Raw genomic sequence first — 26075 nt, forward strand, 5'->3', positions numbered from 1 at the left:
AACAAAACAATTTTGGAAACGAGCCATGAACGAGCCAGTCACACACGAGAAACCCCGCCCGCTGGGCATCACCGATGTCGTGTTGCGCGACGCCCACCAATCGCTGTTCGCTACGCGCCTTCGCCTGGACGATATGCTGCCGATTGCCGAAAAGCTCGACAGAATCGGCTTCTGGTCATTGGAGACCTGGGGCGGGGCGACGTTCGATGCCTGCATTCGCTATCTGGGCGAAGATCCCTGGGAGCGTATTCGCGCGCTCAAGGAAGCGATGCCCAACACACCTCAGGCCATGCTGCTGCGCGGCCAGAACCTGCTGGGCTACCGCCACTACGCCGATGACGTCGTCGATAAATTCGTCGAGCGCGCCAAAACCAACGGCGTCGACGTGTTTCGCGTGTTCGACGCCATGAACGACCCACGTAACCTGGAGCGCGCGATCAAGGCCGTGCGCCAGTTCGGCGGCCACGCCCAGGGCACCATCTCCTACACCGTAAGCCCGGTTCATACCCTGGACAGCTGGGTGGAGCTTGCCCAGACCATCGCCGGGATGGGCGCCGACTCGCTGGCCATCAAGGACATGGCGGGCCTTTTGACGCCTTACACCGCTTTCGAGCTGGTCACGCGGCTGAAAAGGGCGCTGTCGATTCCGGTTCACCTGCACTGCCACGCGACCACCGGGCTTTCGACCTCGACCATCTTGAAAGCAGTCGAGGCCGGCGTGGACAACGTCGACACCGCGATTTCATCGATGTCGATGACCTACGGCCACAGCCCGACCGAATCCGTGGTGGCAATGCTCAAGGACACCGACCGCGACACCGGCCTCGATCTTGAGGCGCTCGAGGACATTGCCGGCTATTTCCGTCAGGTGCGCAAGAAGTACGCCGCCTTCGAAGGCTCGCTCAAAGGCATCGACTCGCGCATCCTGACCGCTCAGGTGCCCGGCGGCATGCTCACCAACATGGAGGGCCAGCTCAAGGAGCAGGGCGCCGGCGACCGGCTCGACGACGTGCTCGAGGAAATTCCGCGGGTGCGTGAAGACCTGGGTTTCATACCGCTGGTAACGCCGACCTCGCAAATCGTCGGCACCCAGTCGGTGATGAACGTGATGATGAATGAGCGCTACAAGTCGATCTCCAAGGAAGTGCAGGCGCTGTTGAAAGGTGAATACGGGGCCGCGCCCGCGCCGTTCAATTCGGAGCTTCAAACGCGCGTACTGGAAGGCGGTGAGCCGATCACCTGCCGACCGGCAGACAACCTGTCGCCCGAGATGGAGCGGCTAAAAAGCGAGCTCGAAGAGAAGGCGAGCGCCGAGAGCATTCGCCTGAGCGAAGGCGAGCAGCGCATCGACGACGTACTGACCTACGCGCTGTTTCCACAGATCGGCCTGAAGTTCCTGAAAAACCGCGACAACCCGGACGCCTTCGAGCCCGCGCCCCAGGTCGAGCAAGCCAGGGGTGACGACAAGTCCAATGTTCGGTCACCGGCATCGGCTGGCGCGGCAACGGCCGGCGGACCCGAGACCTATACCGTCAAGCTCAACGGCAAGGCCTACGTGGTCGAGGTCGCCGAAGGCGGCGATATTGGCCAAATTACCGAGACCAGCGCGTCATCGGCGTCGGCGCCAACGAGCGAACCGGCCGCTTCGAGCGGGGAGAGCATCGATGCGCCGCTGGCCGGTAACATCTTCAAGGTCAACGTGAAGGTGGGTGATCAGGTGAGTGAAGGCGACGTGGTGATCATTCTCGAAGCCATGAAGATGGAAACCGAGGTGCGCGCCCAGAGCGGCGGCACGGTGTCCAGCGTCAACGTGAGCGAAGGCGACAGCGTCGCCGTAGGCGACTCTCTGGTCGAGCTTTAAGGGCATCCGATAATGGATAAATTGATTACCCTGTGGGAAGGCTCGGGGCTTTATAACCTCCAGCTCGGCCAGGCGGTCATGATGGTGGTGGCGCTGGTGCTTTTGTATCTCGCCATCTACAAGAAGTTCGAGCCACTGCTGCTGGTGCCGATCGGTTTTGGCGGGATTCTGGCCAACATCCCCGAGGCGGGGCTTGCGATTTCGGCGCTCGATCAGGCGATCGACGTGGCGCGCCCGGCGCTGCTGGAGCAGATCGGCGACGCCCTGGGGGTGGCGCTCGACCCGGCGGCAGGGTTGGAGGCCTGGCGCGAAGCGCTCAAGGTGGTCGCGCACGACGCCGCCCCGGAAGCAGCGCGCGCCGCCCGGGACATCGCCGTGGCGGCAGGCTACAGCAACGGCGTGCTCTACAACTTCTACAGCGTGGCCATCGGTTCGGGCATCGCGCCGCTGGTGATTTTCATGGGCGTGGGGGCGATGACCGACTTCGGCCCGCTGTTGGCCAACCCGCGTACGCTGTTTCTCGGCGCGGCGGCGCAGTTCGGCATCTTCGCGACGCTTTTTGGCGCGGTGCTGCTCACCTCGATGGGCGTGATGGACTTTTCGCTCAATCAGGCCGCGGCGATCGGCATCATCGGCGGCGCGGACGGGCCGACCTCGATTTATGTCTCGAGCGTGCTGGCCCCGGAACTGCTGGGGGCGATCGCCGTGGCGGCTTACGCCTACATGGCGCTGGTACCGCTGATTCAGCCGCCGATCATGCGCCTGTTGACCACCGACAAGGAGCGCAAGATCGCCATGACGCAGCTGCGTCCGGTCTCGAAGCTCGAAAAGATCGTCTTTCCGATCATTTTGCTGCTGCTGGTGGCGATGTTTCTGCCGGACGCCGCGCCACTTCTGGGCATGTTCTGCTTTGGTAACCTGATGCGCGAATGCGGTGTGGTCGAGCGGCTGGCAGACACTGCCCAGAACGCGCTGATCAACATCGTCACCATCGTACTGGGGCTTTCGGTGGGCTCGAAGCTCATGGCCGAAAGCTTTCTTGCCTTCGAGACGCTGGGCATTCTGGGTCTGGGCATCGTGGCCTTCGGCATCGGCACCGCCGCCGGCGTGTTGATGGCCAAGCTGATGAACCTGGTGAGCAAAATGCCGATCAACCCGCTGATTGGCGCCGCTGGCGTTTCCGCCGTGCCGATGGCTGCGAGGGTCGCCAACAAGGTGGGGCTCGAGTCGAACCCGCACAACTTCCTGCTGATGCACGCCATGGGTCCGAACGTGGCCGGCGTTATCGGCTCGGCGGTGGCTGCCGGTGTGATGATCAAGTATCTGGGCTAAAAGCCGCGGTGTAAGTGAAAGCGTCAGAGAACGTGGCGCGGTGTCGAGCAGCCCGTAGTGAGGGTTTTTCGCCAGGGATGGCGAAAGTAGCGCCCAGGGAAGGGTTCACAGCGCCTCACGTAGGGGTGGGCGACACCGCTTCCTGCACCGGATTAGACGAATGGGCCAACTGACACGCCCCGCTTTCGAGCGGGGCGTGTCAGGTTTTGACGCGTTGAATGTCCAGCGCGCTTTTCAGGCGACTTTCGAGCACGGTGAAATCCGCCGGCTCGTCGGTGGGCCAGGCGACGGTCAGCGTCACGCCCTGGCCGTCGTAGTCGGCACCCGTAATGGGCGCGCTCTGTTCGTCGAAGTAGGCGCGGGCCTGGGCTTCCTGGGCGAAATCGACCTTTACACGGTAGGACGTACGCTCGACGATTTCGCGCGTAGGCAGCGTCTCGAGGGCTTTATTCACCGACTGAGCATAGGCACGGGCCAGCCCGCCGGTGCCGAGTTTGGTGCCACCGAAGTAGCGGATGACCACGCAGCCGATTTCACCGAGCCCGCTTCCCGAAAGTGCCTGATACATCGGCCGCCCCGCGGTGCCGCCGGGCTCGCCGTCGTCAGAAAATCCGATATGGGTCTGCTCGCCGGGTGGGCCGGCAATGAAGGCGCTGCAGTGGTGGCTGGCGCTTGGGTGCGCCGACCGCGCCGCTTTTAAAAGCGACTCGAAGGCCTCTGGCGTCGGCGCGTGGCAAAGCCAGGCGATGAACTGGCTTTTCTCGATGACAAGCTCGGCTTCAAAACGGGTGTCGAGCGTAAGGTCGGGGGCTCGGTAGCGCAAGCGGGGCTCCCTGAAACGGTTAGTGGCGCCGAGTGGTTGCGGCGGGGCTTTCAACGCCCATCACCATGCCCAGCACCTGTATATCGCTATTATGCAGGAAAACCGTCGGCATCGCCTCGCCTTCGGCGCACAGGCGCAGGCCAAGCCGGCTGATCGACAGCTCCTTGAGAGCGATTTCGCGCTGGTTGATCGTCGCGGTGGCGATTTCCCGGTGGCCACCGCGCTGCTGGCGGTGAATCACGATCACGTCGCCGTCAAACAGATTGTACTGCTGCATGCGATGACCGCGAACGCGCAGCGCATAGGTGTTGCGCCGGGTGACTTCGCGCTGCTCACCGGTTACCCGCTTAAGGGCGGGGTTACGCGTGCTGGCCGCGACGCGCGAGGCGGTGGCAGGCTCAATCGGTCGTGATGCGATCATCGGTTTCTCTCCAGCAATCGCCCGCTCCCTGGGCGTGAACAAGTGAAAAGCGCAGAGCATGTCTTTTCATACAGTGGTTGGAGTATAAACCTGTTTTTAAATACAGTGCTACCCCTGTAGGGCGTTTACCTGGAGACCGGTTTCAACGCTTGCCACTCGCGTGCGCAACGACAGGCGCGAGCGGCGTTCACGTCGCTTTACTGGGGCCGGCTTGCTGGCGGGAAAGCGCATTTTTGTGTACAGTGCGCGCGAACTTCACGCCCTGGAGATGCCCCTTGAGCCTGCGCCTTCAAGCCCGACAGCTTGCCTGCGAGCGCGACGACCGCTGGCTGTTCGTGGGCTTGAACGTGACGCTTGAACGCGGCGAGATCCTGCGCGTCGAGGGGCCTAACGGCAGCGGCAAGACCACGCTTTTGAAGATTCTCTCCGGGCAGCTCGACGATTATGAAGGCGCACTTGAGTTCAATGGTCAGTCCCTTCGCACCTGCCGCGATGTGTTTCTGGCGAACCTGCTCTATCTGGGCCACGCGCCCGGCGTGAAGGCGGGGCTGACGCCGCTCGAGAATCTGGCCTGGTATCAGGCGCTGGGCGGTGAGCCGCCGGATGAGGCTGGCTGCGAGCGTGCGCTTAATGATGTCGGGCTTGCCGGGTTCGAGGATACGCCCGTCGGGCGGCTCTCCGCCGGCCAGAACCGGCGCGTGGCGCTTGCCAGGCTGACGCTCACCCCCCGGGCGCTCTGGGTGCTCGACGAGCCCTTTACGGCGCTCGACCGCGAAGGCGTTTTGATGCTGGAGCAGCGGCTTTCGCACCACGCCAGAACGGGGGGAAGCGTCATCATCACCACTCACCACGCGCTTGGCGGGCTCGAGCGGGTGCGCCGCCTGCAGCTGGGGCCGGCATGAGCGCCAGCAATGACGGCGCATTAAGGGCGGCGCCTCACGGAGCCGGGCGTGCGTTCATCGCCACGCTCTCGCGCGGGCTAACATTGGCGTTTCGTCGCCGAGGCGAGGCGCTCAATCCGCTGGTCTTTTACGCGCTGGTGATCACGCTCTTTCCGATCGGCATTTCGCCGGACCCCAAGCTTTTGGCCGAGATAGCGCCAGGGCTTTTGTGGGTGGCGGCGCTTCTGGCCGCGCTGCTGTCGCTGGATACGCTCTTTCGCGGCGACTTCGAGGATGGGAGCCTTGCGCAACTCATGCTCGCGCCGCAGCCGCTTTGGACCCAAACGCTTGCCAAGGTGTGCGTGCACTGGCTGATAACGGGGCTACCGCTTTCGCTTTCGGCGCCGCTGCTCGCCACGCTCCTGGCGCTTCCCGCGGGCAGCTACGCGGTGCTGACGCTGTCGTTACTGCTTGGCAGCGCCATACTCAGTTTGGTCGGCGCGATCGGCGCGGCGCTCACGGTGGGGCTTGCTCGCGGCGGCGTGCTGACCTCGCTTTTGATCCTGCCGCTCTACATTCCGGTGCTGGTGTTTGGTACCGGCGCCGTCGAGGCGGCCATCGCCGGGCAAAGCGCCTTGCCTTATCTCGCGATTTTGGGGGCGCTTTTGGCGCTTTCGCTGATGCTCGCCCCCTGGGCGATCGCCGCGTCGCTTCGTATCAGTCTCAACGGTTGAGGAGCCGCCATGTGGGCCATCGTGCACAAGTTTGGATCACCCCAGTGGTTTTACCGGCTAAGCGGCCGGCTCACACCCTGGTGCTGGGCGCTGGCGGCGCTGTCGCTTGGCGCGGGGGGCGTCTGGGGGCTGGCGTTGGCGCCGGCGGACTATCAGCAGGGCGAGAGCTTTCGCATCATCTACGTGCACGTGCCGGCAGCACTCCTGGCCCAATCGGTATTCATTGCGATGGCGCTTTCAAGCCTGGTGTTCATGGTCTGGAAGATCAAGGTGGCCGACATGGCCGCCGCGGTGATGGCGCCGTTTGGCGCGGTGATGACGTTTACGGCGCTGTTTTCCGGCGCCGTGTGGGGCGTGCCGACCTGGGGCACCTGGTGGGTGTGGGACGCAAGGCTCACCTCGATGCTGATTCTCCTGTTTCTCTATCTGGGCGTGATTGCACTGCGCGGCGCCTTTGGTAGCCGCCAGAGCGGGGCTCGGGCGGCGTCGCTTCTCGCCATGGTGGGGGTGATCAACATTCCGATCATCAAGTATTCGGTCGAGTGGTGGTATACGCTCCACCAGTCCGCCACGTTCTCGCTCACCGAGCGCCCGGCCATGCCGGCGTCGATGTGGCTGCCGCTTTTGCTCATGGTGATCGGCTTTTATAGCTTCTTCGCGGCGCTCACACTTGTGCGCGTGCGCAGCGAAATTTTAAGGCGCGAAGGCGACAAGCGCTGGGTGCGCGCGCTCACGGAGTCCTCTTCATGAGCGCCTTCGACTCACTCGGTGCGTTTTTCGCCATGGGCGGCCACGGCGTGTACGTCTGGTCGGCCTGGGGCGTCACCGCGGCGCTGCTGTTGCTCTGCTTTTGGCAGGCGAAGCTCGAGCGGCGCGCGCTGCTCAAGGCACTCTCACGGCGCGCCCGGCGCGAGCGCGCCCGCACCGAGTCTCCCTCCACCCCCACGCCAACCGAGGTCAGCGATGACGCCTAAACGACAACAGCGACTGTTCGCGCTCTTGGGGCTGGTGGTGCTGGCGGCGGTGGCTCTGGGGCTAACGCTCTATGCGCTGCGCGCCAACATCAACCTGTTTTTTAGCCCGGTGCAGATCGCGATGGGCGAAGCGCCGCTCGAGCGCCAGATTCGCGCCGGGGGCCTGGTCAAGGAGGGGTCGGTCGCCCGTGACCCGCAAAGCCTCGATGTCGACTTCGTCGTTACCGACTACGTGGAGGAGGTCGAGGTCACTTATAGCGGCATCCTGCCGGATCTCTTTCGCGAAGGTCAGGGCGTGGTCGTGGTCGGCGAACTCCAGCGCGATGGGCGAATTCGCGCCGACAAGGTGCTTGCCCGCCACGATGAAAACTACATGCCGCCGGAAGTGGCAAAGGCGTTGGAAGACGCGGGCTACGCGCCGTCGGACTACCAGCAAAAGGCCGCGCGCGTCGCCGAGCGTTTGGCGGCGCCGACCCGCGAGGACGACTAGCCCATGTGGATACGGATGATTCCCGAGGTCGGCCACTTCGCGCTGATTCTGGCGCTTTCGATGGCCGCGCTTCAGGCGATCCTGCCGCTGGCCGGAAGCGCGAGCCGGCGTCCGCTCTGGATGGCGTACGGGGCGCCGATGGCGGCGGGGCAGTTTCTGTTTCTGGGCGCGGCTTACGTGTGTTTGACTGCAAGCTACCTGCTCGACGACTTCAGCGTGGCCAACGTGGCCAACAACTCCAACTCGTTGCTGCCCTGGTACTACAAGGCCAGTGCCGTCTGGGGCAATCACGAAGGCTCGGTACTTTTGTGGAGTTTGATGCTCGCGGGCTGGGGCTTTGCCGCCTCGCGCTTCTCCCGCGCGCTGCCCCGCGACATGGTCGCCCGCGTGCTTGGCGTGATGGGGCTCGTGAGCGTCGGCTTTCTGCTTTTCATACTGCTTACCTCCAACCCCTTCGAGCGGCTGCTGCCCAACGTGCCCGGCGACGGCGCCGACTTGAATCCGCTGCTGCAGGATTTCGGCCTGGTGATCCATCCGCCGATGCTCTACATGGGCTACGTCGGTTTTTCGGTGGTCTTCGCCTTCGCCATCGCCGCGCTGATGGGCGGGCGCCTCGACGCGGCCTGGACGCGCTGGGCCAGGCCCTGGGCGAATCTGGCCTGGGCGTTTTTGACCGTGGGCATCGCGCTTGGCAGCTGGTGGGCGTACTACGAGCTTGGTTGGGGCGGCTGGTGGTTCTGGGACCCGGTCGAGAACGCTTCGCTTCTGCCCTGGCTGACCGGCACGGCGCTTTTGCACTCGCTGGCGGTGACCGAAAAGCGCGGCTCCTTCAAAAGCTGGACGGTACTTCTGGCGATCACCACCTTTGCGCTTTCGCTGATGGGCACGTTTTTAGTGCGCTCCGGCGTGCTCACCTCGGTGCACGCCTTCGCCAACGACCCGGCCCGCGGCTTTTTCATCCTGGTGCTGCTGGGTGTGACGGTGACGCTGTCGCTTTTGCTGTTCGCGCTGCGTGCGCCCCGGGTCAGCCACCGGGTCGGCTTTAGCTGGTGCTCGCGGGACGCGCTGTTGTTGATCAACAATTTCCTCTTGGTAATCATGACCGTCACGGTGCTGCTCGGCACCGTTTACCCGTTGATTCTGGACTCGCTGGGCCTTGGCAAGATCAGCGTCGGCCCGCCGTACTTCAACGCGCTGTTCGTGCCGCTTACCCTGGTGATGTGCCTGTTCATGGGGGCAGGCCCCGTGGCGCGCTGGAAGCGCATGCCCTTTGTCGAGCTCAAGCGTACGCTGTGGCTCTCCGGGCTTGCCGCGCTCGTGTTCAGCATGGCGGCGCCGCTGCTCTTCGCCGGGCGCTGGAACCCGTGGGTGAGCCTTGGGCTTCTGGCCGCACTCTGGATTGTGCTGCCGCTGGTTCGCGACGTGGTCGCGACCTGCCGCCGGGCGAGCTCGGTCCGGCGCGGGCTTGGCAAGCTGTCGCTCGCCTACTGGGGCATGGTGCTCGGCCACGTGGGACTCGCCGTGACCATCGTCGGGGTGACGGTGGTGTCGAACTACAACGTCGAGCGCAACGTGCGCATGGCGCCGGACACCGCGGTCGAGGTAGCGGGCTATGAGTTCACCATGCGCGAGCTGACTAGCCGCCGCGGGCCGAACTTTTTGGCGGATACCTCGGTGATCGAGGTGCGCAAGGGCGGCGACGGGCGCGCGTTCATCATGCGCCCGGAAAAGCGGCTTTATCTGGCCACCGGCATGCCCATGACCCAGGTCGCGCTGAGCCCCGGGATTTTTCGCGATCTTTACGTGGCGATGGGCGAAGACCTCGACGACGGCAGCTATGCCATGCGCGTGCAGTACAAGCCCTTCGTGCGCTGGCTCTGGCTCGGGGCGCTATTGATGGCGCTTGGCGGCGTGCTGGCGGTGATCGACCGGCGCTACCGGCGCGCGTCTTCCCCCATCCAACGCGAGGTCACGCCATGAGACGCTGGCTATTGGTACTGCTGCCGCTCGGCTTCGTCGGCATCGCGCTGTTTTTCTACCAGGGGCTTTCGCGCGACCCAAGCCAGCGCGACTCGGCACTCATGGCCCGCGAGTTTCCCGCCTTTAGCGCCACCACGCTTGGCGACGAGACGCGCCGCGTGGACGAGTCGCTTTTGCACGGCCAGCTGACGCTGGTCAACGTGTGGGGCGAGTGGTGCCCGGCCTGCAAGCAGGAGATGCCCCAGCTTCTGGAACTGGCCGATCACGGCATCCGTCTGGTCGGGGTGAACTACCGCGATACCCGCGAGAAGGGCACCGAATTTCTCCAGCAGTACGGCAATCCTTTCGAGGTCAACGTGTTCGACCCCGACGGCGCGCTGGGCTTCGATCTTGGCGTCTACGGCGCGCCGGAAACCTTTCTGGTCGATGAAAAGGGGGTGATTCGCTACCACCACAAGGGCTATATCTCACCAAGCGATGTCCAGGAGCAGATCCTGCCGGAGGTGGAAAAGTGGCGATGATTCGGCGTTTGGGGTTTTTGCTGGCGCTGCTGCTGACGGCCGGCTCGGCGCTGGCGGCGATCGAGGTGCGCGAGTTCAGTGATCCGGTGCTCGAGCGGCGCTACGTCGATCTGACCGCTTCGATGCGCTGCCCGCTGTGCGAAAACCAGGCGATCGACGACTCCAGCGCGCCCATCGCCGCCGACATGCGCCAGCGCGTTTTCGAGCTGCTCCACCAGGGGCAGTCGGATGGCGAAATCGTCAATCACATGGTGGAGCGCTTCGGCGAGTACATCCTCTACAACCCGCGCCTTGAAAACCGCACCTACCTGCTCTGGGGCATCCCGGTGGCGCTTGTGGTCCTCGCCGCGCTGGTGCTTTCGCTGATCGTGCGCGCCCGACGCCAGGCGTCGCATCGCGCGCTGAGCCGCGAAGAGCGCGCCCGGCTCGAGGCGCTGATCGATGAGGAGAAGAGCCCATGACGCCGCTCTGGATCGCACTTCTGATCACGGCGCTACCGGCGCTTTGGCTGATGCTGTCGCCGCTTTGGCGAGCGCGGGCGCTGTTTGAGGCTCAGCGCCGTTTTGAAGAGCGCGATGATGCCAACCGCCAGAACGTCGCCATTTTTCGCCGCAGGCTCACCTCATTGGAAAGCGCACTCGATCGTGGCGACATCGACCAGGCGCGTTTTGACGAGGACAAACTCGAGCTCGAGCGAAGCCTTCTTGAGGACACCGCGCCCGCGCCCAAACGCGCGCTGAAAAAGCCAGGCGCCGGGCGGCGGGTCGTGCCGCTGGTGGCGGTAGCGGTGCTCGTCGCGGCGGTGGTCGGCTACCAGCGAAGCGGCGCCGAGGGTGATCTGCGGCTCTACGCGCTGCGAAGTGCCTGGGAGAGCACCCCGGGGCACTCTTTCGAGAGCTACATTGCACCGCTGGAAGCCGAGGCTGGCCGCCAGCCCGGTAACCCCAACGTCTGGGGAACGCTGTTCACGCTCTATCGCGAAACCGGCCGGCTCGAGCAGGCGGCAAAGGCGCTGAACCGGCTGATCGCTATTGAAGGCCGCGCACCGGCGCTTTTGAGCGAACTCGCCGAGCTGCGCTTTTTCATGGCTGAGCGCACGCTGACCCCCGAGGTGCAGGCGCTGGTCGACGAAGTGCTGGCGCTGGACCCGCGCCAGCCCAAAATCCTGAGCCTTCTCGGCGTTCACGCCTTTGGCGAAGGCGATTACGCGCTTGCCATCGACCGCTGGCGCCGGGCGCTGGCAAGCCTTGGCGAGGGCGAGACGAGCGAGGCGCTGCGCGACGGCATTCGCGAAGCCCAGGCGCGTATGGCATCGAGTGAGGCTAACGTTTCGACCGATGGTATGTTTGAATAGCCCGCTCGTTTTTTCCGTTTTCAAAGAGCCGCGATGCGCCTAACGTCCATACGCCTTACCGGGTTCAAATCCTTCGTCGATCCCATCACGGTGCCCTTCGATGGCAACATGACCGCGATCGTCGGCCCCAATGGCTGCGGCAAGTCCAACATCATCGACGCGGTGCGCTGGGTGATGGGCGAGTCTTCGGCCAAGACCCTGCGCGGCGAGTCGATGGCGGACGTCATCTTCAACGGCTCCACCGGGCGCAAGCCGGTCGGCCAGGCCGCCATTGAGCTCAAGTTCGACAACCGCGACGGCGCCATGGGCGGTGCCTACGCCCAGTATTCGGAAATCGCCGTCAAGCGTCTGGTCACTCGCGACGGCCAGTCCAACTACTTCTTTAACGGCCAGAAGTGCCGCCGCCGGGATATCGCGGATCTGTTCATGGGCACCGGCCTTGGTCCGCGCTCCTACGCGCTGATCGGTCAGGGCATGATCTCCAGGCTGATCGAGGCGCGCCCGGACGATCTGCGCGCCACGTTGGAAGAGGCCGCCGGCATCTCCAAGTACAAGGAGCGCCGCCGCGAAACCGAAAACCGCATGCGCCGCACCCAGGAGAACCTGGAGCGCCTGGATGACATTCGCGAAGAGCTCGACAAGCAGCTCGAGCGCTTGAAGCGCCAGGCCGAGGCCGCCAAGCGCTACCAGACGCTGAAATCCCAGGAGTACCAGCTCAAGGGCGAGCTTGCGCTGATTCGCGGTCGCGCCCTGCGTGCCGAGCAGACCCGCCAGGAAGCTCGCGTGCGCGAGCTCGAAATCAGCGTCGAGAAGGACGTGTTCGGCGTGCGCGCCTGCGAAACCCGCCTCGAGCAGGCCCGCGCCCAGCACGACGAACTCGCCGAGGTGCTCGAGCGTCACCAGCAGCAGTTCTTCGAGACCACCACGCGCATCGCCCGCCTCGAGCAGGACCAGGCCCACCGCAAGAGCCGCGAAAGCCAGCTGGCAAGCGATATCGACACCGCCCGGCGCGATCTCGATGAGCAGCGCCGGGTGAGCGAAGGCGACCGCGAGCGCCTGAGTGCGATCGACGAGCGCTGGGAGACGCTGTTGCCAGAGCTCGAAGGCCTGGAGGAGCAGCTCGAGGCGCTGGAGGAGGCGTTAGCCGGCATCAAGCCGACGCTCGAGCACGCCGAGCAGCACTTTGCCGACCTCGACGCCCGCTGGCGCGACGCCAGCCGCAGCGCCGAGCGCGGCCAGGACCAGGTGGCCGATCTGGAGCAGCGCATCAAGCGCCTGCAGGGCGAGCGTGAGCGCCGCGAGCAGCAGCGCGGTGATCTCGACGACACCACCGCCGTGCGCCAGGAGCACGCTCAAAGCCAGACCGAGCTCGAAGCGGCCGAGTGGCGCGTCGAGCAGTTTCAAACCGAGCGCGAGCAGGCCCAGCAGCGCATCAGCGACACCAAAGGGGCGCACCAGCGCGCGCTCAAGACCCGCGATGACAAGCGTGGGGAACTGAGCCGCTGCCAGGGCGAACTCGCCTCACTCAAGGCACTGATCGACGCGGCGCTTGCCGACCACGACCCGGCGCTCGATGGCCATCTCCAGGCGCTGGGCCTCGAGAGCGCCCCGAGGCTCGGCGAAACCCTGCAGGCCGCGCCCGGCTGGGAATCGGTCGTCTCCTGGCTGCTCGCGCCTTGGCTCAATGCTCGTATGGTGGACGGCGCGGCGCTATCAAAGCTGCCCGAGGCGCTGGCCACCGACTGGTGCCTGATCGACGCCACCGCTCCCAGGGCACACAACGACGGCCGGCTCGATGCGAAGGTGGACGGCGCCGGGGCGCTTAGTGAGTGGCTCGCGCGCATTCACGTTGTCGAAGGTGATGATGAGGCCCAGGCGCTTGCCGCCCGGCTGCCTGCGGGAGAGAGCGCGGTCAGTCGGCAAGGGCTCTGGTGCGGGCCGGGGTGGCTTTCGCAGAAAGCGAGCGGGCAGGGCGTCGATGCGCTGCTGGTGACTCGCCGGCGTTTCGACGAACTCAGCCGGGAGCAGGAGGCGCTCGAGCAGGCGCTCGAAGCGCTGGACGCGCAGTGCGAAAGACTCGCCGAACAGCTTGAAAATCTCGAGCACGAGCGCGGCGAGCGCGACCAGGCCGAGCGCGAACACGGTGCGCTTCGCCAGCAGCTCGCGGTCAAGGAGCAGCGCCTGGCGCAGCGGCTCGAGCACCTGGAGGGCCGCGCCGCCGAGATCGACGACGAGCTTGCCACCCTCAAGGAGGACGAGGCGACGCTGGTACTCAGCCTCGAGGAGCAGCGCGAGCGCTGGAACGACGCCATGGCAAAGCTCGACGAGGCGGCCACCGCCCGCGAGGAGAGCGTGGAGCAGCGCGCCCGCGCCCGGGAGGAGTTCGAGCGTTTGAGCCGCGAGCAGGCCCCGCTCAAGGCGAGCCAGCAGGCGCTGGCGCTGGAGCGCGAGCGGCTCAACACCGAGCGCGATAGCCTGCGCGCCCAGCAGGCCCGCGCCGAGGAGAGCGACGAGCGCCTGACGCTGCGTATCGAAGAGCTCGAAGAGGCCCGCGAGGCGCTAAGAGAGCCCGACGAACTCGCTGCTGAAGAGCTCGAGGAGCTTTTCCATGAGCGCGAGCAGCGCCAGGCCCGGCTGAGTGACACCCGCGAGCAGGCCCAGGTCATCACCGAACAGCTCAGAAATGACGAGCTCGCCCGACAAAATCACGAGCGCACTCTGGAGCAGAGCCGCGAACAGCTCCAGACGCTTCGCATGGAGGTGCAGGCGCTGACCCTCAAGGCCGCCACCCAGGACGAGGCGCTGGCCGAGCTCGGCCACGATGTCGAGGCGCTCGCCAATGGGCTTGCCGATGATGCAGAAGAGTCACGCTGGCAGTCGCTTCTGGAGAACACCTCGGAGAAGATCCGAAAGCTTGGTGCGATCAACCTGGCGGCGATCGAGGAGTACGACCAGCAGGCCGAGCGGCGCAACTACCTGGAAGCCCAGCACGCCGAGCTGACCGAGGCGCTCGAGACCCTGGAACGGGCGATCAAGCGCATCGACCAGGAGACCCGGGTGCGCTTTCGCGACACCTTCGATCAGGTCAACGCCGGGCTGCAGGAACTCTTCCCGCGGGTGTTCGGCGGCGGCGCGGCGTGGCTCACGCTCACCGGCGAGGATCTGCTGGAGACGGGGGTGGCGATCATGGCGCGCCCGCCGGGCAAGAAGAACAGCACCATTCACCTACTCTCCGGCGGTGAAAAGGCGCTGACGGCGCTGTCGCTGGTGTTTTCGATCTTCAGGCTCAACCCGGCGCCGTTTTGCATGCTCGATGAGGTCGACGCGCCGCTGGACGATGCCAACGTCGGCCGCTACGCCAAACTGGTCAAGGAGATGTCGGAGAACGTCCAGTTCATCTACATCACCCATAACAAGATCGCCATGGAGGCTGCCGAACGGCTGATGGGTGTCACCATGCAGGAGCCCGGCGTCTCAAGGCTGGTGTCGGTCGGTATCGACGAAGCCGCCGCTTTGGTCGACTAAAGAACGAGGGCAGGCCCCATGAAAGGCGCCCTTTATCCGGCGTATCGATGCCAGCCGATAGCGTGGGCGCGGAACGTTTGATCCCATTGATGAAAAAAAATAGCGGCTGGACATATATATAGTATAAAAGGAGCGCTTAACGAGTTTCGTTATAGCGCTCTTTTTAATCAAACTAACGCCAACTCTTGAGCACTTGTCGCGATAATCCCGAGTTGTGCTTGTTTAATGAGCGAGTATGGCGGTAAGATTTTGTCATCATGGGTTAACGCTTCTACACTGAGCACATTTATAAGCGGGACGGAGCGTCATCAAAGACTCGCCGACCGCTAAAGGGCCTGCGGCCCACGTGTCGAATAGCGTTGGCCCGAACAAGCGCCAGGATGGCACTTTTAGCGTTACCGTTTGTCCAAGCGCCGGATTTACTCTGTCGAGTATTGATCGAAATGGCGGATAGCCCGCGTAGAGCAAGCACACGTTGTCCTTTTTATAGCAGTCGCACTATGTTTGGTGGTCGGTGCAGCGTTTGGATGGACGCGAATGATCATCAAGGGTAGCGCCTTTAACCGGTTAAAATGACCCATGGAATGCTCGACATGGAATTAAGAGAGTGGTTAATCATTCTGGGATTGGCGTTGGTGTCGCTTATCGTGGTCGATGGGGTTCGAAGGCTTCAGCGCCAGCGCCGAGTGCCAAGGCTCGACCAAGCGGTCGATAACCTGCCTAAAGCGTCGGCAGAGGAGTTCGATGACGAGGCCAAGGAAGCCGAAATCAACTGGGAGCTTCCCAACGGAGGCGCGCGCGTAGTCAAACCCGCCGACTACAGCGGTTTGGGCAAAAAGCCGCAGCTGGAGCGTCAGGAGCACCCAGGCCCGTCCCGCGTACTCTCCGATTTCAAACGTTCGTTCTCGCGGGCAGCCACGCGTTCCAAAAAGGCGGCCGGCGGCCAGCAGTTTGCTTATGAAGGCGGCTACAGCGATGAGCACGCTGAAAGCGCCTCTCAAGCCCAGCCCGGCGCCTCCAAACGCGCTGCTTTTAAAGCATCAGCAGCAACGCCTGCGCCTAAAACGTCTGCCGCAAATGCTTCAGCGTCTGAAATATCAGCCCCTTCCTTCGCCACCGATGAGCCCGTAAGCCCGGCGCCGCGACCCGCTACCGAGCCCGCCCTGGACGGCGCGGAGCGTCAGGAGCCCAGCCTTTTCGTCGAGCCGGCGCCCGAGAGTAGCGCGTCGTCCGCCGAGCCGGTCGAGCCGACCCTTTCTGCTGCCCCGGCCGAGCCTGCACCGGTTCAGGCTAAGCCCGCACCGCTTGATGAAACGATCGACCCGAGCATGACTTCGGAAACGCCCGCTTCGCGCCCGGAACCGCTTTCAAGTGACGAGGCCGTCGCGGCAAGCGAATCGGCCCCGGCCGCCGAGCAGGAGCCGGTGCTTCGTGCCGAGCCCGAAGACACCGCTGCGCACGTCAAGAGCACCGAGGCACGCAAGCGGCGCCAGCTGCGCGCCCATACCGCCGGGGAGCTCGATGACGATACCGTCGACGAGTACCGGCTGGTCGATTTCGAAGGCATCGGGCGCTCGTTCAAGCGTCGGATGATCGAGCACCGCCAGACCCGCGAGCGTAAAAAGGCAGAAAAAGCCGAGCGGGCGAAGGCGCTGGCCAAGCAAAAAGCCGAGCGTAAGGCGCTGGAAGCCGAGCAGCGCCGCGAAGCGAAGGAGGCCGCCGAGGCCGAAAAGGCGCGCATCGCCCAGGAGAACGCTCGGGCCCGCGAGCTTGAAGCTGCCAACAGCGCGACTCGCTTCGAAAACGACGAGCTTTACAGCGCCGAGCCCTCCATGAGCGCGCTGCGCCGCCAGGGGGGGGAGCGCCGTTATGACGAGCGCTTTGCCGAGCCCCGGAGCGACGACCGCGACGATGGCGATTACCCTGACGAGTATGGCGACGAGTACAGCGATGCGCCGGCGTTTGAAGAGAGCAGCGTACGCGTGCATCCGACGCTTGCGAAAGCGCTTCGCCACGACGTTTCTGGCGCTCGCGCCAGGGACGCACTAACCGACGCGTCGGAAATGGTCGTCATCAGCGTGCTTTCCCGGGATGAAGACGGCTTCGACGGCGGCAAACTGCTGGAGCTGATGATGGCCTGCGGGCTTCGTTACTGCAGCGCCATGGGCGTGTTCCACCGTTTCGAGACCGAAAGCGACGACAGTGCGCTGCAGTTCTCCATGGTCAACGTGGTCAAGCCCGGTACCTTCCCCATCGAGCAGATGGACGAGTTCGCCACGCCCGGCGTCACCTTCCTGATGCCGCTGCCCGGCGCGCTCGACAGCGCCGCCGCGTTCGAGGCGATGGTGGAAACCGCCATGGTAGTGGTGCGTCACATGGGCGGCGAGCTCAAGGACGAAAACCGCAGCGTCATGACGGCGCAAACCATCGAGTTCGCCCGCCAGCGGGTCCACGAGTTCGAACGCCGTCACCGGCTACAGCGCCACGCCCGCTAGCACTTCGTCTGTATGAAAACACCCGCCTGAAAAGGCGGGTGTTTTTGTTTCTGGAGCCGCTGGCTGCCAGGCTTTAGGATATGTCCATCAGAGACCCGCTTCACGGAACCCCAACGCATGAGTCAGCCCTCTATTGAGGTGCTCGAAGAGCTCGCCTCGCTTCGCGCCGAGCTCGACGACGCCAACCACCGCTACTACGTGCTCGACGAGCCCGCGCTGACCGACGCCGACTACGACCGCAAGCTGCAGGCGCTGAAAGAGATCGAGGCGAAGCATCCGGAGCTCGTTACGCCGGAGTCGCCTACCCAGCGGGTAGGCGCGGCGCCAGCGGAAGGTTTTCCCGCGGTGGCCCACGCTACCCCGATGCTGTCACTGGACAACGCTTTTGACCGCGACGACATTTTCGCCTTTGCCGAGCGCGTGGCCGAGCGCCTGGAGTGTGACGCAAGCGAGATCGAGTTCAGCTGCGAGCCCAAGCTCGACGGCGCGGCGGTATCGCTGGTGTACGAGCAGGGCGTGCTGACCCACGGCGCGACCCGCGGCGATGGGCGCACTGGCGAAGGCATCACCTCGAATCTGCGCACGCTGCGCTCGATTCCGCTCAGCCTTCGGGGCGACCCGGCCCCGGCGCTGCTGGAAGTGCGCGGCGAGGTCATCATGCGCCATGAAGGTTTCGAGGCGCTCAACGAGCGCGCTCGGGAAGAGGAGGGCCGGGTGTTCGCCAATCCGCGCAACGCCGCCGCCGGCAGCCTGCGCCAGCTCGACCCACGCATCACCGCCAAGCGCCCGCTGGAGTTTCACGCCTACCAGGTCGCCAGGCTCGACCCGGATGCCGGCGACACCAGCCACAGCGCACTGATGGCCAGACTCAAGACGCTCGGCTTTCGCTCGAGCAGCGAGCTTGAAACGCTCACCGGCCCCGACGCGGTGGCCCGCTACTGCGACGCGCTGGGCGAGAAGCGTTTGAAGCTGGGCTATGACATCGACGGCGTGGTGATCAAGGTCAATGATCTGCGCGCCCAGCGCGAGCTCGGGTTCGTGGCCCGCGCGCCGCGCTGGGCAGTGGCGTTCAAGTTCCCCGCCCAGGAGGAGGTCACCACGCTCAACGACGTGGAGTTTCAGGTGGGGCGTACCGGCGCCATCACCCCGGTGGCCAGGCTTGCGCCGGTGAGCGTGGCCGGCGTCACCGTCTCCAACGCCACGCTCCATAACGCCGATGAGATCGAACGGCTTGGCGTGATGATCGGCGACACTGTGGCGATTCGCCGGGCCGGCGACGTCATTCCCCAGGTCGTGCGCGTCGACCCCGACAAACGCCCGAAGGCCGCCCGCGTAATCGAGTTTCCTACCGCCTGCCCGGTGTGCGGCTCGGACATCGAACGCGTCGAGGGCGAGGCAGTGGCGCGCTGTACCGGCGGGCTATTCTGCCCCGCCCAGCGCAAGGAGGCGCTCAAGCACTTCGCCAGCCGCAAGGCGCTGGATGTGGACGGGCTGGGCGAAAAGATCATCGACCAACTCGTCGAGCGCGACTGGGTCAAGACACCGGCGGATCTGTTCGGTCTCACCGCCGAGGGGCTGGCCGAACTTCCGCGCATGGGCGCGAAATCGTCGCAGAACCTGGTCGCGGCGCTCGAAAGTGCCAAAAACACCACCTTCGCACGCTTCGTCTATGCCCTCGGCATTCGCGAAGTGGGCGAGGCGACCGCGGTGAATCTGGCGAGCCACTTCGGCACGCTCGAGGCGCTGATGGCCGCCGATCAGGCCGCGCTCGAAGCAGTCAACGACGTCGGTCCGATCGTCGCCGCCCACGTGCATCTGTTTTTCCAGCAGCCGCACAACCGGGAAACCATCGAGGCGCTGATCGCCTCCGGCCTCACGTGGGAGGAGGCGGAAGTCACGCGCGGCCCAACGCCGCTGGAGGGCCAGACCTGGGTGCTCACCGGAAGCCTTGAGACCATGACGCGCGACGAGGGCAAGGCGCGCCTGCAGGCGCTGGGGGCGAAGGTCGCCGGCAGCGTTTCGAAAAAGACCACCTGCGTGGTCGCCGGCGAAGCGGCGGGCAGCAAGCTGGCCAAGGCCGAGGAGCTCGGGGTCGAGGTGCTGGACGAGGCCGCCTTTACGCAACAACTCAAGCAGTGGGAGCAGGCCGAATGAGCCGATTCATCGAAGTGCCGGCGCGCATGCTGCCGCCGGAAACCCTGAACGCACTGCTCGAGGCGTTCGTGACCCGACAGGGCTACGACACCACCGACACCAGCGGTGAGGGCATGCACGGCTGGGTAGTCGAGCTCAAGCGCCAGCTCGAGCGCGGCGAGCTGCTCATCGCCCACGATCTAGAGCTCGAGTACACCGAAGTGATGACGCTCGAGCAGTGGCGCGCCTTTGGCCGCGATCTCGCCGACGACGAGGAGGAGGGCGACTACTAGGCGCGTACTGTCTATGAATCGGCGCGAATCAGCGCGCTGATCAGCCGTCGGCCCGGGTGCAGGTGATCGGCGAGCGCGGCCTCGATCGGCAGCGGCTCATTGAGCATCCGGGAGGCGATGACCTCGGCGCACAGCGGGGCGCTGGCAAGCCCCCGGCTGCCGTGCGCCGCCGACACCCAGAGCCCCGGATGGTGCGCGCCGGGTATGGGTGCCACGCGGGAGGCGTCCTTCGAGAGCGCGGCGTAGTCGCGCTGCCACGCCTCTGCGTTGGGTACCGGCCCGGCGTAAGGCGTCTTGTCCGGGCTCGCCGCGCGGATCGCGGCCCGCCCGGAGAGCCTTGCCGGCGTCAATGGGCCGCTTGCGCGCTCGAGCGCCTCAACCCATTCGGGCAGTGCGGCCTTGAGCTCGTCGATATTGCGCTGGTGATCCGCCTCACGCAGGTCGCGCTCGCCGTCGTTGGGCACGAAGCTTGCGCCGAAGGTGAGCACGCCCTCCACAGGCGGGCAGACGTAGCCGCCGGCGCACACCACTCTGGACGGGGCGCTCACGCCCTCGGGAAGCGCCAGCGAGCTCACCTGGCCGCGCACTTTTTGCAGGGCGAGGGTTTGCGTCTGGGTGAACGCGTTTGCCTGGTGCGCGCAGGCAATGACGACCTGATCCGCCTGACATGCGCTGTTATCCCCAAGCGTCAGGCGCCAGCCGGATGCATCGGCTTCAAGCGCGCTCACCTCGGCTTTTTTGAGCGTAATGCGTGGATGGTCCAGCAGCGCCTGGCAAAGTTTCTGGGGGCGTGCCCAGCCCGCCTGTGGATAGAACAGCGCGTGCTCGGTCTCGCCTGTGACGCCCGCCAGCGTAGCGAGCCCCCCCTGGTGCGCCTGAACCACCGCGTCCCCCAGCGGGTGGCGCGCCAAAAAGCGGCGCTGGCGGCTCGCTTCCTTGTCGCTGGTCGCCAGCTGCACCACCCCGCAGGGTGACCAGAACGCCTCACTCCCTTGAAGCCCGCCCAACCAGCGCGCGCTGTACAAAAGCCCCGCCAGATAGAAGCGGCTCTGCCGGTTGGTCTCGACGGCGAGCTTGACGTAGAGCGCGCCCTGGCGGTTGCCCGAGCCGCCGGCGCCCGGCGCTTCGCGCTCGAACACGCTGACCTTCACCCCACGCCGGGCGAGCGCGGCCGCCGTGCAGGCCCCGGCCAGGCCCGCGCCGATCACCGCGACGTGCGCGACTGGCTGCAGCGCTTGCGGAGTGAACCAGGGCGTGTGGTGGCGGCGGTTATCCACCGGCGGGTGGTCGATCTCGCCAGCGAGCATCTCGCGCTTGCGCCCAAAGCCCGGCACTTTGCGGATCGCAAAGCCTGCCGCCTTGAGCCCACGCTTGACGATACCGGCGCAGGTGAAGGTGGCGAAGGTCGCCCCGGGATGCGAGCGCGCCGCCATGGCCTCGAACAGCGCGTCCTGCCACATTGCCGGGTTTTTGGAGGGCGCGAAGCCGTCCAGAAACCAGGCGTCGACCCGGCCGTCGAGCAGCGTTAAACGCTCGGTGGTATCGCCAAAGTGAAGGTCCAGCGTCACCCGCTCGCTCAAGTGCAGCCGGTGAATGCCGGCGACGGGGGCGGGCCAGCGCGCGCAGAGTGCGTCGGCGTAGTGGGAAAGCGAGGGCCAGGCGTTTAACGCGCGGGACAGCGCTTCGACAGGCATTGGGTACTTCTCTGTGGATAACAGATGAAGGCGCGCGCCAGCCTGGGCGTGCTTCTCGAAGCACGCCCAGGCGCTGAGCACGTTGAGCCCGGTGCCAAAGCCCGTCTCGCCGATGACGAACGCCCGTGGCTCGTGCCAGGTGGCAAAGCGCTCGGGCAGCCGGTTGGCGTGCAGGAACACGTGCTCGGTTTCGGCGCGGCCGTCCTCGCGGGAAAAATAGACGTCGCCGAACTGACTCGAGTGCGGGGCGGCGTCTTCCCAGGTCAGCGGCGGGGCGGTCAAGGTCTCCAGGGGCGGCATTACAGGGTGGCGCTGGGTCACACGAATATCCGTTGTCGAGGCAAGCGTGAAAAGCGGTTAAAAAATGATCAATTCGTTAATACGGGCGCACTCTCTCGCTTTGAGAAAAGCGTCCGCCGTGTTTTCACAGAGTTTTCCACAGCCTCTGTGCAAAAGCCGGCGACACCCCCATAGCAGCCCGTAAAAATCAAGGCATTACTTTCTTGAAGGGCTTCACGGTGACGCGGGCGTAGACGCCTGCCGCCACGTAAGGGTCGCTATCGGCAAACGCCTGGGCGTCGTCCAGACTATCGAACTCCGCCACGACCAGGCTGCCGGTGAAGCCGGTATCTCCCGGGCTTTCGCTGTCGATGGCCGGGTGCGGGCCCGCCAGCACCAGACGGCCCTCGTCGCGTAGTGCTTCCAGGCGGGCGAGGTGGTCCGGGCGCGCCGCCTGGCGCTTTTCCAGACTATCGGAAACGTCTTCACTCATGATGGCGTAGAGCATGGGGGGTCCTCGGCGTTAAGCGCAAAGCGTGGTCTGGGGGGGCGGGCCGTGAATAAAAATCAGCGTTTCATATCGCGGCGTACATGGTACGGCGCACGCGCGTTAGGTACCATGGCGCGGCGCGTGCAAACGCCCGTATTTATACGTGAAGGCCCCCATTCTGACAAACTCCCCAACCGACGTCATGCCCATGCCCCGACTCCCTGTGACCGTGCTGCCCGAAAGCTTCGAGGCCGACCACGGCTATCCGGTGGATTTGCACATGCATTCCACCGCCTCCGACGGCGCGCTGTCGCCCTTCGATCTCGTCGCGCTGTGCGCAAGCCGCGGGCTTTCTCATATCGCTTTGACCGACCACGACACCATGGACGGCGTGGCTGAGGCGGCACTGGCCTGCGAGCGAGAAGGCCTTTGTCTGATCGCCGGCTGCGAGCTCTCCACGCGCTGGCAGGGCATCAACATTCACGTGGTGGCACTGATGCCGGGGGGCGCCCGCGGGCCGCTCATCGAAGGTCTCGAGGCGCAGCGCCAGGCGCGTATTCAGCGCGCCGAGGTGATCGCCCAGCGGCTGGAGAAGTTGGGGCTCAAGGATGCGCTGGCCAAGGCGCGCGAACACGCCGGAAGCGAGCGCCCGCTGGGACGCCCGGACTTCGCCCGGGCGCTCGTGGCAGAGGGGCTGGCGTCGGACTGGGCCAGCGCCTTCAAGCGCTACCTGGGCAGCGGCAAGAAGGGCGACGTCAAGGCGCACTGGCCCGAGATCGGTGAGGCGGTCGAGTGGGTCGTCGCCTCCGGTGGGGTAGCGGCGATCGCCCACCCGCTTCGCTACGGGCTGACCCGGCGAAAGCGCGGCCAGCTGATGGACAGCTTCGTGGCCGCCGGCGGCCAGGCCGTGGAGCTGGTCAGCGGCCAGCAGAATCCGGACGCCACCCGCGATCTGGCGCGCCAGCTCGTCGAGCGCGACCTGTATGCCTCCCTGGGCAGCGATTTTCACTTTCCCGGCAGCCACGCCGCCCCCGGTAGCACCAGCGCCATCCCGCGCACCGCGGCGCGGCCGATCTGGCAGCATCCGCGGCTAATCCATTTACACGAGGCGCCCGCCGGGCTTCTGCCCGTGGGCACGCCGGCATGACACGGCCATCGTGAGCTATGCTTGGGGAACACCGCCCGCCGGGCGAGAAGTGACAGGGCAAGGAGTCAGCCATGAGCCAGTATTTTCAGATCCATCCGGAAAATCCGCAAAAGCGCTTGATCGACCAGGCCGTCGAGATCATTCGCAAGGGCGGGGTCATCGCCTATCCGACAGACTCGGGCTACGCGCTGGGCTGCCATTTGGGCGAGAAAAAGGCGATCGAGAAGATCAAGTGGCTGCGCTCGCTCGACGACAAGCACAACTTTACCCTGGTGTGTTCGGATCTCTCCGAAATCGGCACCTATGCCAAGGTGGATAACGCGGTGTTTCGCCTGCTCAAGGCGCACACGCCGGGGCCCTACACCTACATTCTGGAAGCGACCACCGAAGTGCCAAGGCTTCTTTTGCACCCCAAGCGCCGCTCGATCGGCGTGCGCGTGCCGGACCATCGCATCACCCACGCGCTGCTCGAAGCCCTGGGGGAGCCCCTGATGAGCGTGACGCTCATCCCGGTGGACGAGACGCTTCCCATGAACGACCCGGAAGAGATTCGCGAGCGCTTCAGTGCACACCTGGATTTGATCATCGATGGCGGCGCCTGCCATCTGGACCCCACCAGCGTGATCGATCTTCGCACCATGCCGCCGACCATCGTGCGCGAAGGGCGCGGCGATACCGCGCCCTTCGAGAGCTAGCCTTGTGGGCGACGCCGGCGATTATTCGCCGGCGTCCTCGTCTTCATCGGCGCGCTTTTTCTCCTCGAGCTTCAACTCCTCCATCTTCTCCTTCGCTTCCCGGGCTTTCTTCTCTTCCTTTTCGCGTCGCTCCTCCTCGCGCGGGTCCTCGCTGAACTCGTCGAGCCAGGTGCCGCAACGCAGGCAGTAGCGGGCGCGCTTTTCGTGGTGGTCGTGACCGCAACCGGGGCAGGCCTCTTCCGAGTAGCGGTCCTCACGAATGGAGCGGATTACCTGGGCCGAGAAGACGCCGGTGGGCACGGCGATGATCGAGTAGCCCAGCAGCATCAAAATCACCGTGATCGATTTGCCCAGCGGCGTTAACGGCACGATATCGCCGTAACCTACCGTGGTCATGCTCACGATCGCCCAGTAGATCGAGATCGGAATGCTGGTAAAGCCCGCCTCTTCGGACTCGATGGTGTACATCAGCGCGGCGAACAGCGTCACCACCATCAGAATGCTGCTGAAAAAGAGCAGAATCTGGCGTGAGCTACGCTTGAGCGCCTCGAGCAGCATGTGGCCTTCGCCGACGAACTCCATCATTCGCAGAATGCGAAAAATACGCAGCACGCGCAAAAGGCGCACGATCACCAACCCGTGCGCGCCGGGTACCAGCAGCACCAGCCAGGCGGGAAGAATGGCGATCAGATCCACCGCGCCGTAGAAGCTTTTGATATAGGCCAGCGGTCGATCCAGGCAGTAGAGGCGCACCAGAAGCTCGATACTGAACAGGATCGTGATCGTCCACTCGATGTAGAGAAATATCTCCCCGTAGGGCTGGGCGATGCTCTCGACACTGCCAAGGATGATGATCGTGACGCTGGTGAGAATCGCGATGATCAGCGCCAGATCGAAGGCCTTGGCGCCGGGCGTATCGGATTCGAAAATAATGTGAAAAAGCTGCGAACGCAGGCCTTCCGGGCCCGGCGCGAGGTGAAGGCTCATGGCGTTATCCTTGAACGTGGCAAGCCGGTTCAGCTTAGCGCGCTTTCAAGGGTCAGGCGATGCGCCAGACTCAAGGCGTTGTAGCCAAAGCTGATACTCGTGGCGTTTTTATCGAGCGCCCGAGCGAGCGCCGCCGCGGTCGGGCGAAGCGGCTCGGCAAGCGCCGGATGCTCGGCCAGCGTCTCGTAGGCGCGAACGGCGTGCTCGAAGTACGCTGGTTCGCGGCTGTCCTGGTAGGCGTCCATCGCCACCGTCGCCCGGTGCAGCCACTTGCTGGGGGTGTTGGCCTGGGGCAGCGTCCACTCGCCATGACTCAGGGCATTGCCGCGGGCGGCCTTGCTCGAATCGCTCGGGCGAAGTGGAACGAAACTCGACATCGAGAGCGCCAGCGACCAGAGCGCATCGGGAGCGCCTTCCTTGAGCTCGAGCTCGATTTCACAAATCACGGCCCGCGCGCCGTTGGCACGGACCTCGCCTTCATCGAGCACGAGCTCGATGCGGCTATCGTTCCAGTCGATCATCCAGCTGCGCCGGTCGAAATCCGTGGCAAGCGTCGGGGTGAGGGCCTTGAGCGCCTCAATAGATACGTTCTCGAACGGCGGCAGGGCGGCGAGCGCCTTTATATCCAGCCCTTTGCTCACGGCCCACTCCCACTCGCCCCGTGTCGAGAGCCCGCCGCCGCCGTGGCCTTTCGTTTTGACCGTTTGCAGCGTCTGCCCGCCGGTCTGGCGCAGCCGCACGGCGATGCCCTGGCGGGAAAGGTCCTTATTGGGGGTGTCGTAATAAGTGTTGGTCAGGCGCTTTCGGGTTGGGGCCTTGGCCAGGGCAGGGTAGCTTAAAAGGGCGTCGATGGACGCGGCAGGCAGCGCTAGCTTAAGCTCTACTTCGAGCGGGGAGTGATCTTTCATGACAATGGCTACCTTGCTTTTGTGAACGTTGCGTTAAATTTCGACGTCTTTATGAACT

The 26075-nt window shown here is 64.8% G+C and carries 23 protein-coding genes; 17 read left to right on the top strand and 6 right to left on the bottom strand.

Annotated elements, in window-relative coordinates:
• Positions 1-25 precede the first annotated feature (25 nt).
• Both oadA and RN346_RS03855 read left to right on the top strand, forming a co-directional pair.
• Positions 26-1861: a sodium-extruding oxaloacetate decarboxylase subunit alpha gene (oadA, locus tag RN346_RS03850; protein ID WP_311962176.1), complete on the top strand. Its 1836-nt coding sequence runs from the start codon at positions 26-28 to the stop codon at positions 1859-1861.
• 12 nt (positions 1862-1873) lie between these two features.
• Positions 1874-3193, top strand: a complete 1320-nt coding sequence (locus RN346_RS03855; protein WP_311962178.1) for a sodium ion-translocating decarboxylase subunit beta — start codon at positions 1874-1876, stop codon at positions 3191-3193.
• Positions 3194-3392: 199 nt separating this feature from the next.
• On the opposite strand, the gene RN346_RS03860 is transcribed toward RN346_RS03855, so the two are convergent.
• Positions 3393-4016, bottom strand: coding sequence for a YigZ family protein (locus tag RN346_RS03860; RefSeq protein ID WP_311962180.1), 624 nt, complete (start codon positions 4014-4016; stop codon positions 3393-3395).
• Between the two features lie 19 nt (positions 4017-4035).
• A complete protein-coding gene (locus tag RN346_RS03865) occupies positions 4036-4437 on the bottom strand; it encodes a LexA family transcriptional regulator (RefSeq protein ID WP_263584893.1) in 402 nt (133 codons plus the stop codon).
• A gap of 275 nt (positions 4438-4712) precedes the next feature.
• Between RN346_RS03865 and ccmA the strand changes: the two genes are divergently transcribed.
• The 13 genes from ccmA to RN346_RS03930 all read left to right on the top strand — a co-directional run bounded on the left by ccmA (position 4713) and on the right by RN346_RS03930 (position 19817).
• The gene (gene ccmA / locus RN346_RS03870) at positions 4713-5339 is read left to right on the top strand and encodes a cytochrome c biogenesis heme-transporting ATPase CcmA (protein ID WP_311962182.1); all 627 of its coding nucleotides are present in this window, start codon (positions 4713-4715) and stop codon (positions 5337-5339) included.
• Entirely contained in the window at positions 5336-6052 is a 717-nt protein-coding gene (gene ccmB, locus RN346_RS03875; protein WP_311962184.1) for a heme exporter protein CcmB, read from the top strand. Before ccmA ends, ccmB begins: the two co-directional genes overlap by 4 nt.
• Positions 6053-6061: 9 nt before the next feature.
• Positions 6062-6802: a heme ABC transporter permease gene (locus RN346_RS03880; protein ID WP_263584890.1), complete on the top strand. Its 741-nt coding sequence runs from the start codon at positions 6062-6064 to the stop codon at positions 6800-6802.
• On the top strand, positions 6799-7026 hold the full coding sequence (ccmD, locus tag RN346_RS03885) for a heme exporter protein CcmD (protein WP_311962186.1): 228 nt from the start codon (positions 6799-6801) through the stop codon (positions 7024-7026). The genes RN346_RS03880 and ccmD overlap by 4 nt, the downstream gene beginning before the upstream one ends.
• Positions 7016-7516 (top strand): cytochrome c maturation protein CcmE, encoded by a 501-nt coding sequence (gene ccmE, locus RN346_RS03890; protein ID WP_311962188.1) that lies wholly within the window; start codon positions 7016-7018, stop codon positions 7514-7516. The genes ccmD and ccmE overlap by 11 nt, the downstream gene beginning before the upstream one ends.
• Positions 7517-7519: 3 nt before the next feature.
• Complete coding sequence (locus RN346_RS03895; protein WP_311960259.1) at positions 7520-9496, top strand: heme lyase CcmF/NrfE family subunit; 1977 nt, start codon at positions 7520-7522, stop codon at positions 9494-9496.
• Positions 9493-10017, top strand: a complete 525-nt coding sequence (locus RN346_RS03900; protein ID WP_311962190.1) for a DsbE family thiol:disulfide interchange protein — start codon at positions 9493-9495, stop codon at positions 10015-10017. Before RN346_RS03895 ends, RN346_RS03900 begins: the two co-directional genes overlap by 4 nt.
• Complete coding sequence (locus RN346_RS03905; protein ID WP_409335782.1) at positions 10008-10478, top strand: cytochrome c-type biogenesis protein; 471 nt, start codon at positions 10008-10010, stop codon at positions 10476-10478. Before RN346_RS03900 ends, RN346_RS03905 begins: the two co-directional genes overlap by 10 nt.
• Positions 10475-11371 (top strand): c-type cytochrome biogenesis protein CcmI, encoded by an 897-nt coding sequence (gene ccmI / locus RN346_RS03910; protein WP_311962192.1) that lies wholly within the window; start codon positions 10475-10477, stop codon positions 11369-11371. Before RN346_RS03905 ends, ccmI begins: the two co-directional genes overlap by 4 nt.
• Before the next feature lie 33 nt (positions 11372-11404).
• The gene (gene smc, locus RN346_RS03915; RefSeq protein WP_311962194.1) at positions 11405-14896 is read left to right on the top strand and encodes a chromosome segregation protein SMC; all 3492 of its coding nucleotides are present in this window, start codon (positions 11405-11407) and stop codon (positions 14894-14896) included.
• 593 nt (positions 14897-15489) lie between these two features.
• Entirely contained in the window at positions 15490-17391 is a 1902-nt protein-coding gene (gene zipA, locus RN346_RS03920; protein WP_311962195.1) for a cell division protein ZipA, read from the top strand.
• 117 nt (positions 17392-17508) lie between these two features.
• Entirely contained in the window at positions 17509-19545 is a 2037-nt protein-coding gene (gene ligA / locus RN346_RS03925) for an NAD-dependent DNA ligase LigA (RefSeq protein WP_311962196.1), read from the top strand.
• On the top strand, positions 19542-19817 hold the full coding sequence (locus tag RN346_RS03930; protein WP_263584881.1) for a YheU family protein: 276 nt from the start codon (positions 19542-19544) through the stop codon (positions 19815-19817). The genes ligA and RN346_RS03930 overlap by 4 nt, the downstream gene beginning before the upstream one ends.
• A gap of 11 nt (positions 19818-19828) precedes the next feature.
• Here the strand turns inward: RN346_RS03930 and mnmC are convergent, their stop codons facing one another.
• Both mnmC and RN346_RS03940 read right to left on the bottom strand, forming a co-directional pair.
• Entirely contained in the window at positions 19829-21832 is a 2004-nt protein-coding gene (mnmC, locus tag RN346_RS03935) for a bifunctional tRNA (5-methylaminomethyl-2-thiouridine)(34)-methyltransferase MnmD/FAD-dependent 5-carboxymethylaminomethyl-2-thiouridine(34) oxidoreductase MnmC (RefSeq protein WP_409335783.1), read from the bottom strand.
• Positions 21833-21998: 166 nt separating this feature from the next.
• Positions 21999-22298 (bottom strand): YciI family protein, encoded by a 300-nt coding sequence (locus tag RN346_RS03940; RefSeq protein WP_263584880.1) that lies wholly within the window; start codon positions 22296-22298, stop codon positions 21999-22001.
• 190 nt (positions 22299-22488) lie between these two features.
• Here RN346_RS03940 and RN346_RS03945 point away from each other — a divergent pair, with 190 nt between their 5' ends.
• Positions 22489-23427: a PHP domain-containing protein gene (locus RN346_RS03945; RefSeq protein WP_311962197.1), complete on the top strand. Its 939-nt coding sequence runs from the start codon at positions 22489-22491 to the stop codon at positions 23425-23427.
• A gap of 71 nt (positions 23428-23498) precedes the next feature.
• The gene (locus RN346_RS03950; RefSeq protein ID WP_263584878.1) at positions 23499-24122 is read left to right on the top strand and encodes an L-threonylcarbamoyladenylate synthase; all 624 of its coding nucleotides are present in this window, start codon (positions 23499-23501) and stop codon (positions 24120-24122) included.
• 21 nt (positions 24123-24143) lie between these two features.
• On the opposite strand, the gene RN346_RS03955 is transcribed toward RN346_RS03950, so the two are convergent.
• Together RN346_RS03955 and RN346_RS03960 are read right to left on the bottom strand one after the other, a co-directional pair.
• Complete coding sequence (locus RN346_RS03955) at positions 24144-25109, bottom strand: ion transporter (protein WP_263584877.1); 966 nt, start codon at positions 25107-25109, stop codon at positions 24144-24146.
• Positions 25110-25138: 29 nt separating this feature from the next.
• Positions 25139-26017: a CYTH domain-containing protein gene (locus RN346_RS03960; RefSeq protein WP_311962198.1), complete on the bottom strand. Its 879-nt coding sequence runs from the start codon at positions 26015-26017 to the stop codon at positions 25139-25141.
• Positions 26018-26075: the final 58 nt, after the last annotated feature.

The sequence above is a fragment of the Halomonas sp. PAMB 3232 genome (assembly GCF_031954225.1).
Lineage (GTDB): Bacteria > Pseudomonadota > Gammaproteobacteria > Pseudomonadales > Halomonadaceae > Vreelandella.

Coding starts and splice junctions, on each gene's coding strand:
- oadA (WP_311962176.1), top strand. CDS start 26: ATGAACGAGCCAGTCACACACGAGAAACCCCGCCCGCTGGGCATCACC.
- RN346_RS03855 (WP_311962178.1), top strand. CDS start 1,874: ATGGATAAATTGATTACCCTGTGGGAAGGCTCGGGGCTTTATAACCTC.
- RN346_RS03865 (WP_263584893.1), bottom strand. CDS start 4,437: ATGATCGCATCACGACCGATTGAGCCTGCCACCGCCTCGCGCGTCGCG.
- ccmB (WP_311962184.1), top strand. CDS start 5,336: ATGAGCGCCAGCAATGACGGCGCATTAAGGGCGGCGCCTCACGGAGCC.
- RN346_RS03880 (WP_263584890.1), top strand. CDS start 6,062: ATGTGGGCCATCGTGCACAAGTTTGGATCACCCCAGTGGTTTTACCGG.
- ccmD (WP_311962186.1), top strand. CDS start 6,799: ATGAGCGCCTTCGACTCACTCGGTGCGTTTTTCGCCATGGGCGGCCAC.
- ccmE (WP_311962188.1), top strand. CDS start 7,016: ATGACGCCTAAACGACAACAGCGACTGTTCGCGCTCTTGGGGCTGGTG.
- RN346_RS03895 (WP_311960259.1), top strand. CDS start 7,520: ATGTGGATACGGATGATTCCCGAGGTCGGCCACTTCGCGCTGATTCTG.
- RN346_RS03900 (WP_311962190.1), top strand. CDS start 9,493: ATGAGACGCTGGCTATTGGTACTGCTGCCGCTCGGCTTCGTCGGCATC.
- ccmI (WP_311962192.1), top strand. CDS start 10,475: ATGACGCCGCTCTGGATCGCACTTCTGATCACGGCGCTACCGGCGCTT.
- smc (WP_311962194.1), top strand. CDS start 11,405: ATGCGCCTAACGTCCATACGCCTTACCGGGTTCAAATCCTTCGTCGAT.
- zipA (WP_311962195.1), top strand. CDS start 15,490: ATGGAATTAAGAGAGTGGTTAATCATTCTGGGATTGGCGTTGGTGTCG.
- ligA (WP_311962196.1), top strand. CDS start 17,509: ATGAGTCAGCCCTCTATTGAGGTGCTCGAAGAGCTCGCCTCGCTTCGC.
- RN346_RS03930 (WP_263584881.1), top strand. CDS start 19,542: ATGAGCCGATTCATCGAAGTGCCGGCGCGCATGCTGCCGCCGGAAACC.
- RN346_RS03940 (WP_263584880.1), bottom strand. CDS start 22,298: ATGCTCTACGCCATCATGAGTGAAGACGTTTCCGATAGTCTGGAAAAG.
- RN346_RS03945 (WP_311962197.1), top strand. CDS start 22,489: ATGCCCCGACTCCCTGTGACCGTGCTGCCCGAAAGCTTCGAGGCCGAC.
- RN346_RS03950 (WP_263584878.1), top strand. CDS start 23,499: ATGAGCCAGTATTTTCAGATCCATCCGGAAAATCCGCAAAAGCGCTTG.
- RN346_RS03955 (WP_263584877.1), bottom strand. CDS start 25,109: ATGAGCCTTCACCTCGCGCCGGGCCCGGAAGGCCTGCGTTCGCAGCTT.
- RN346_RS03960 (WP_311962198.1), bottom strand. CDS start 26,017: ATGAAAGATCACTCCCCGCTCGAAGTAGAGCTTAAGCTAGCGCTGCCT.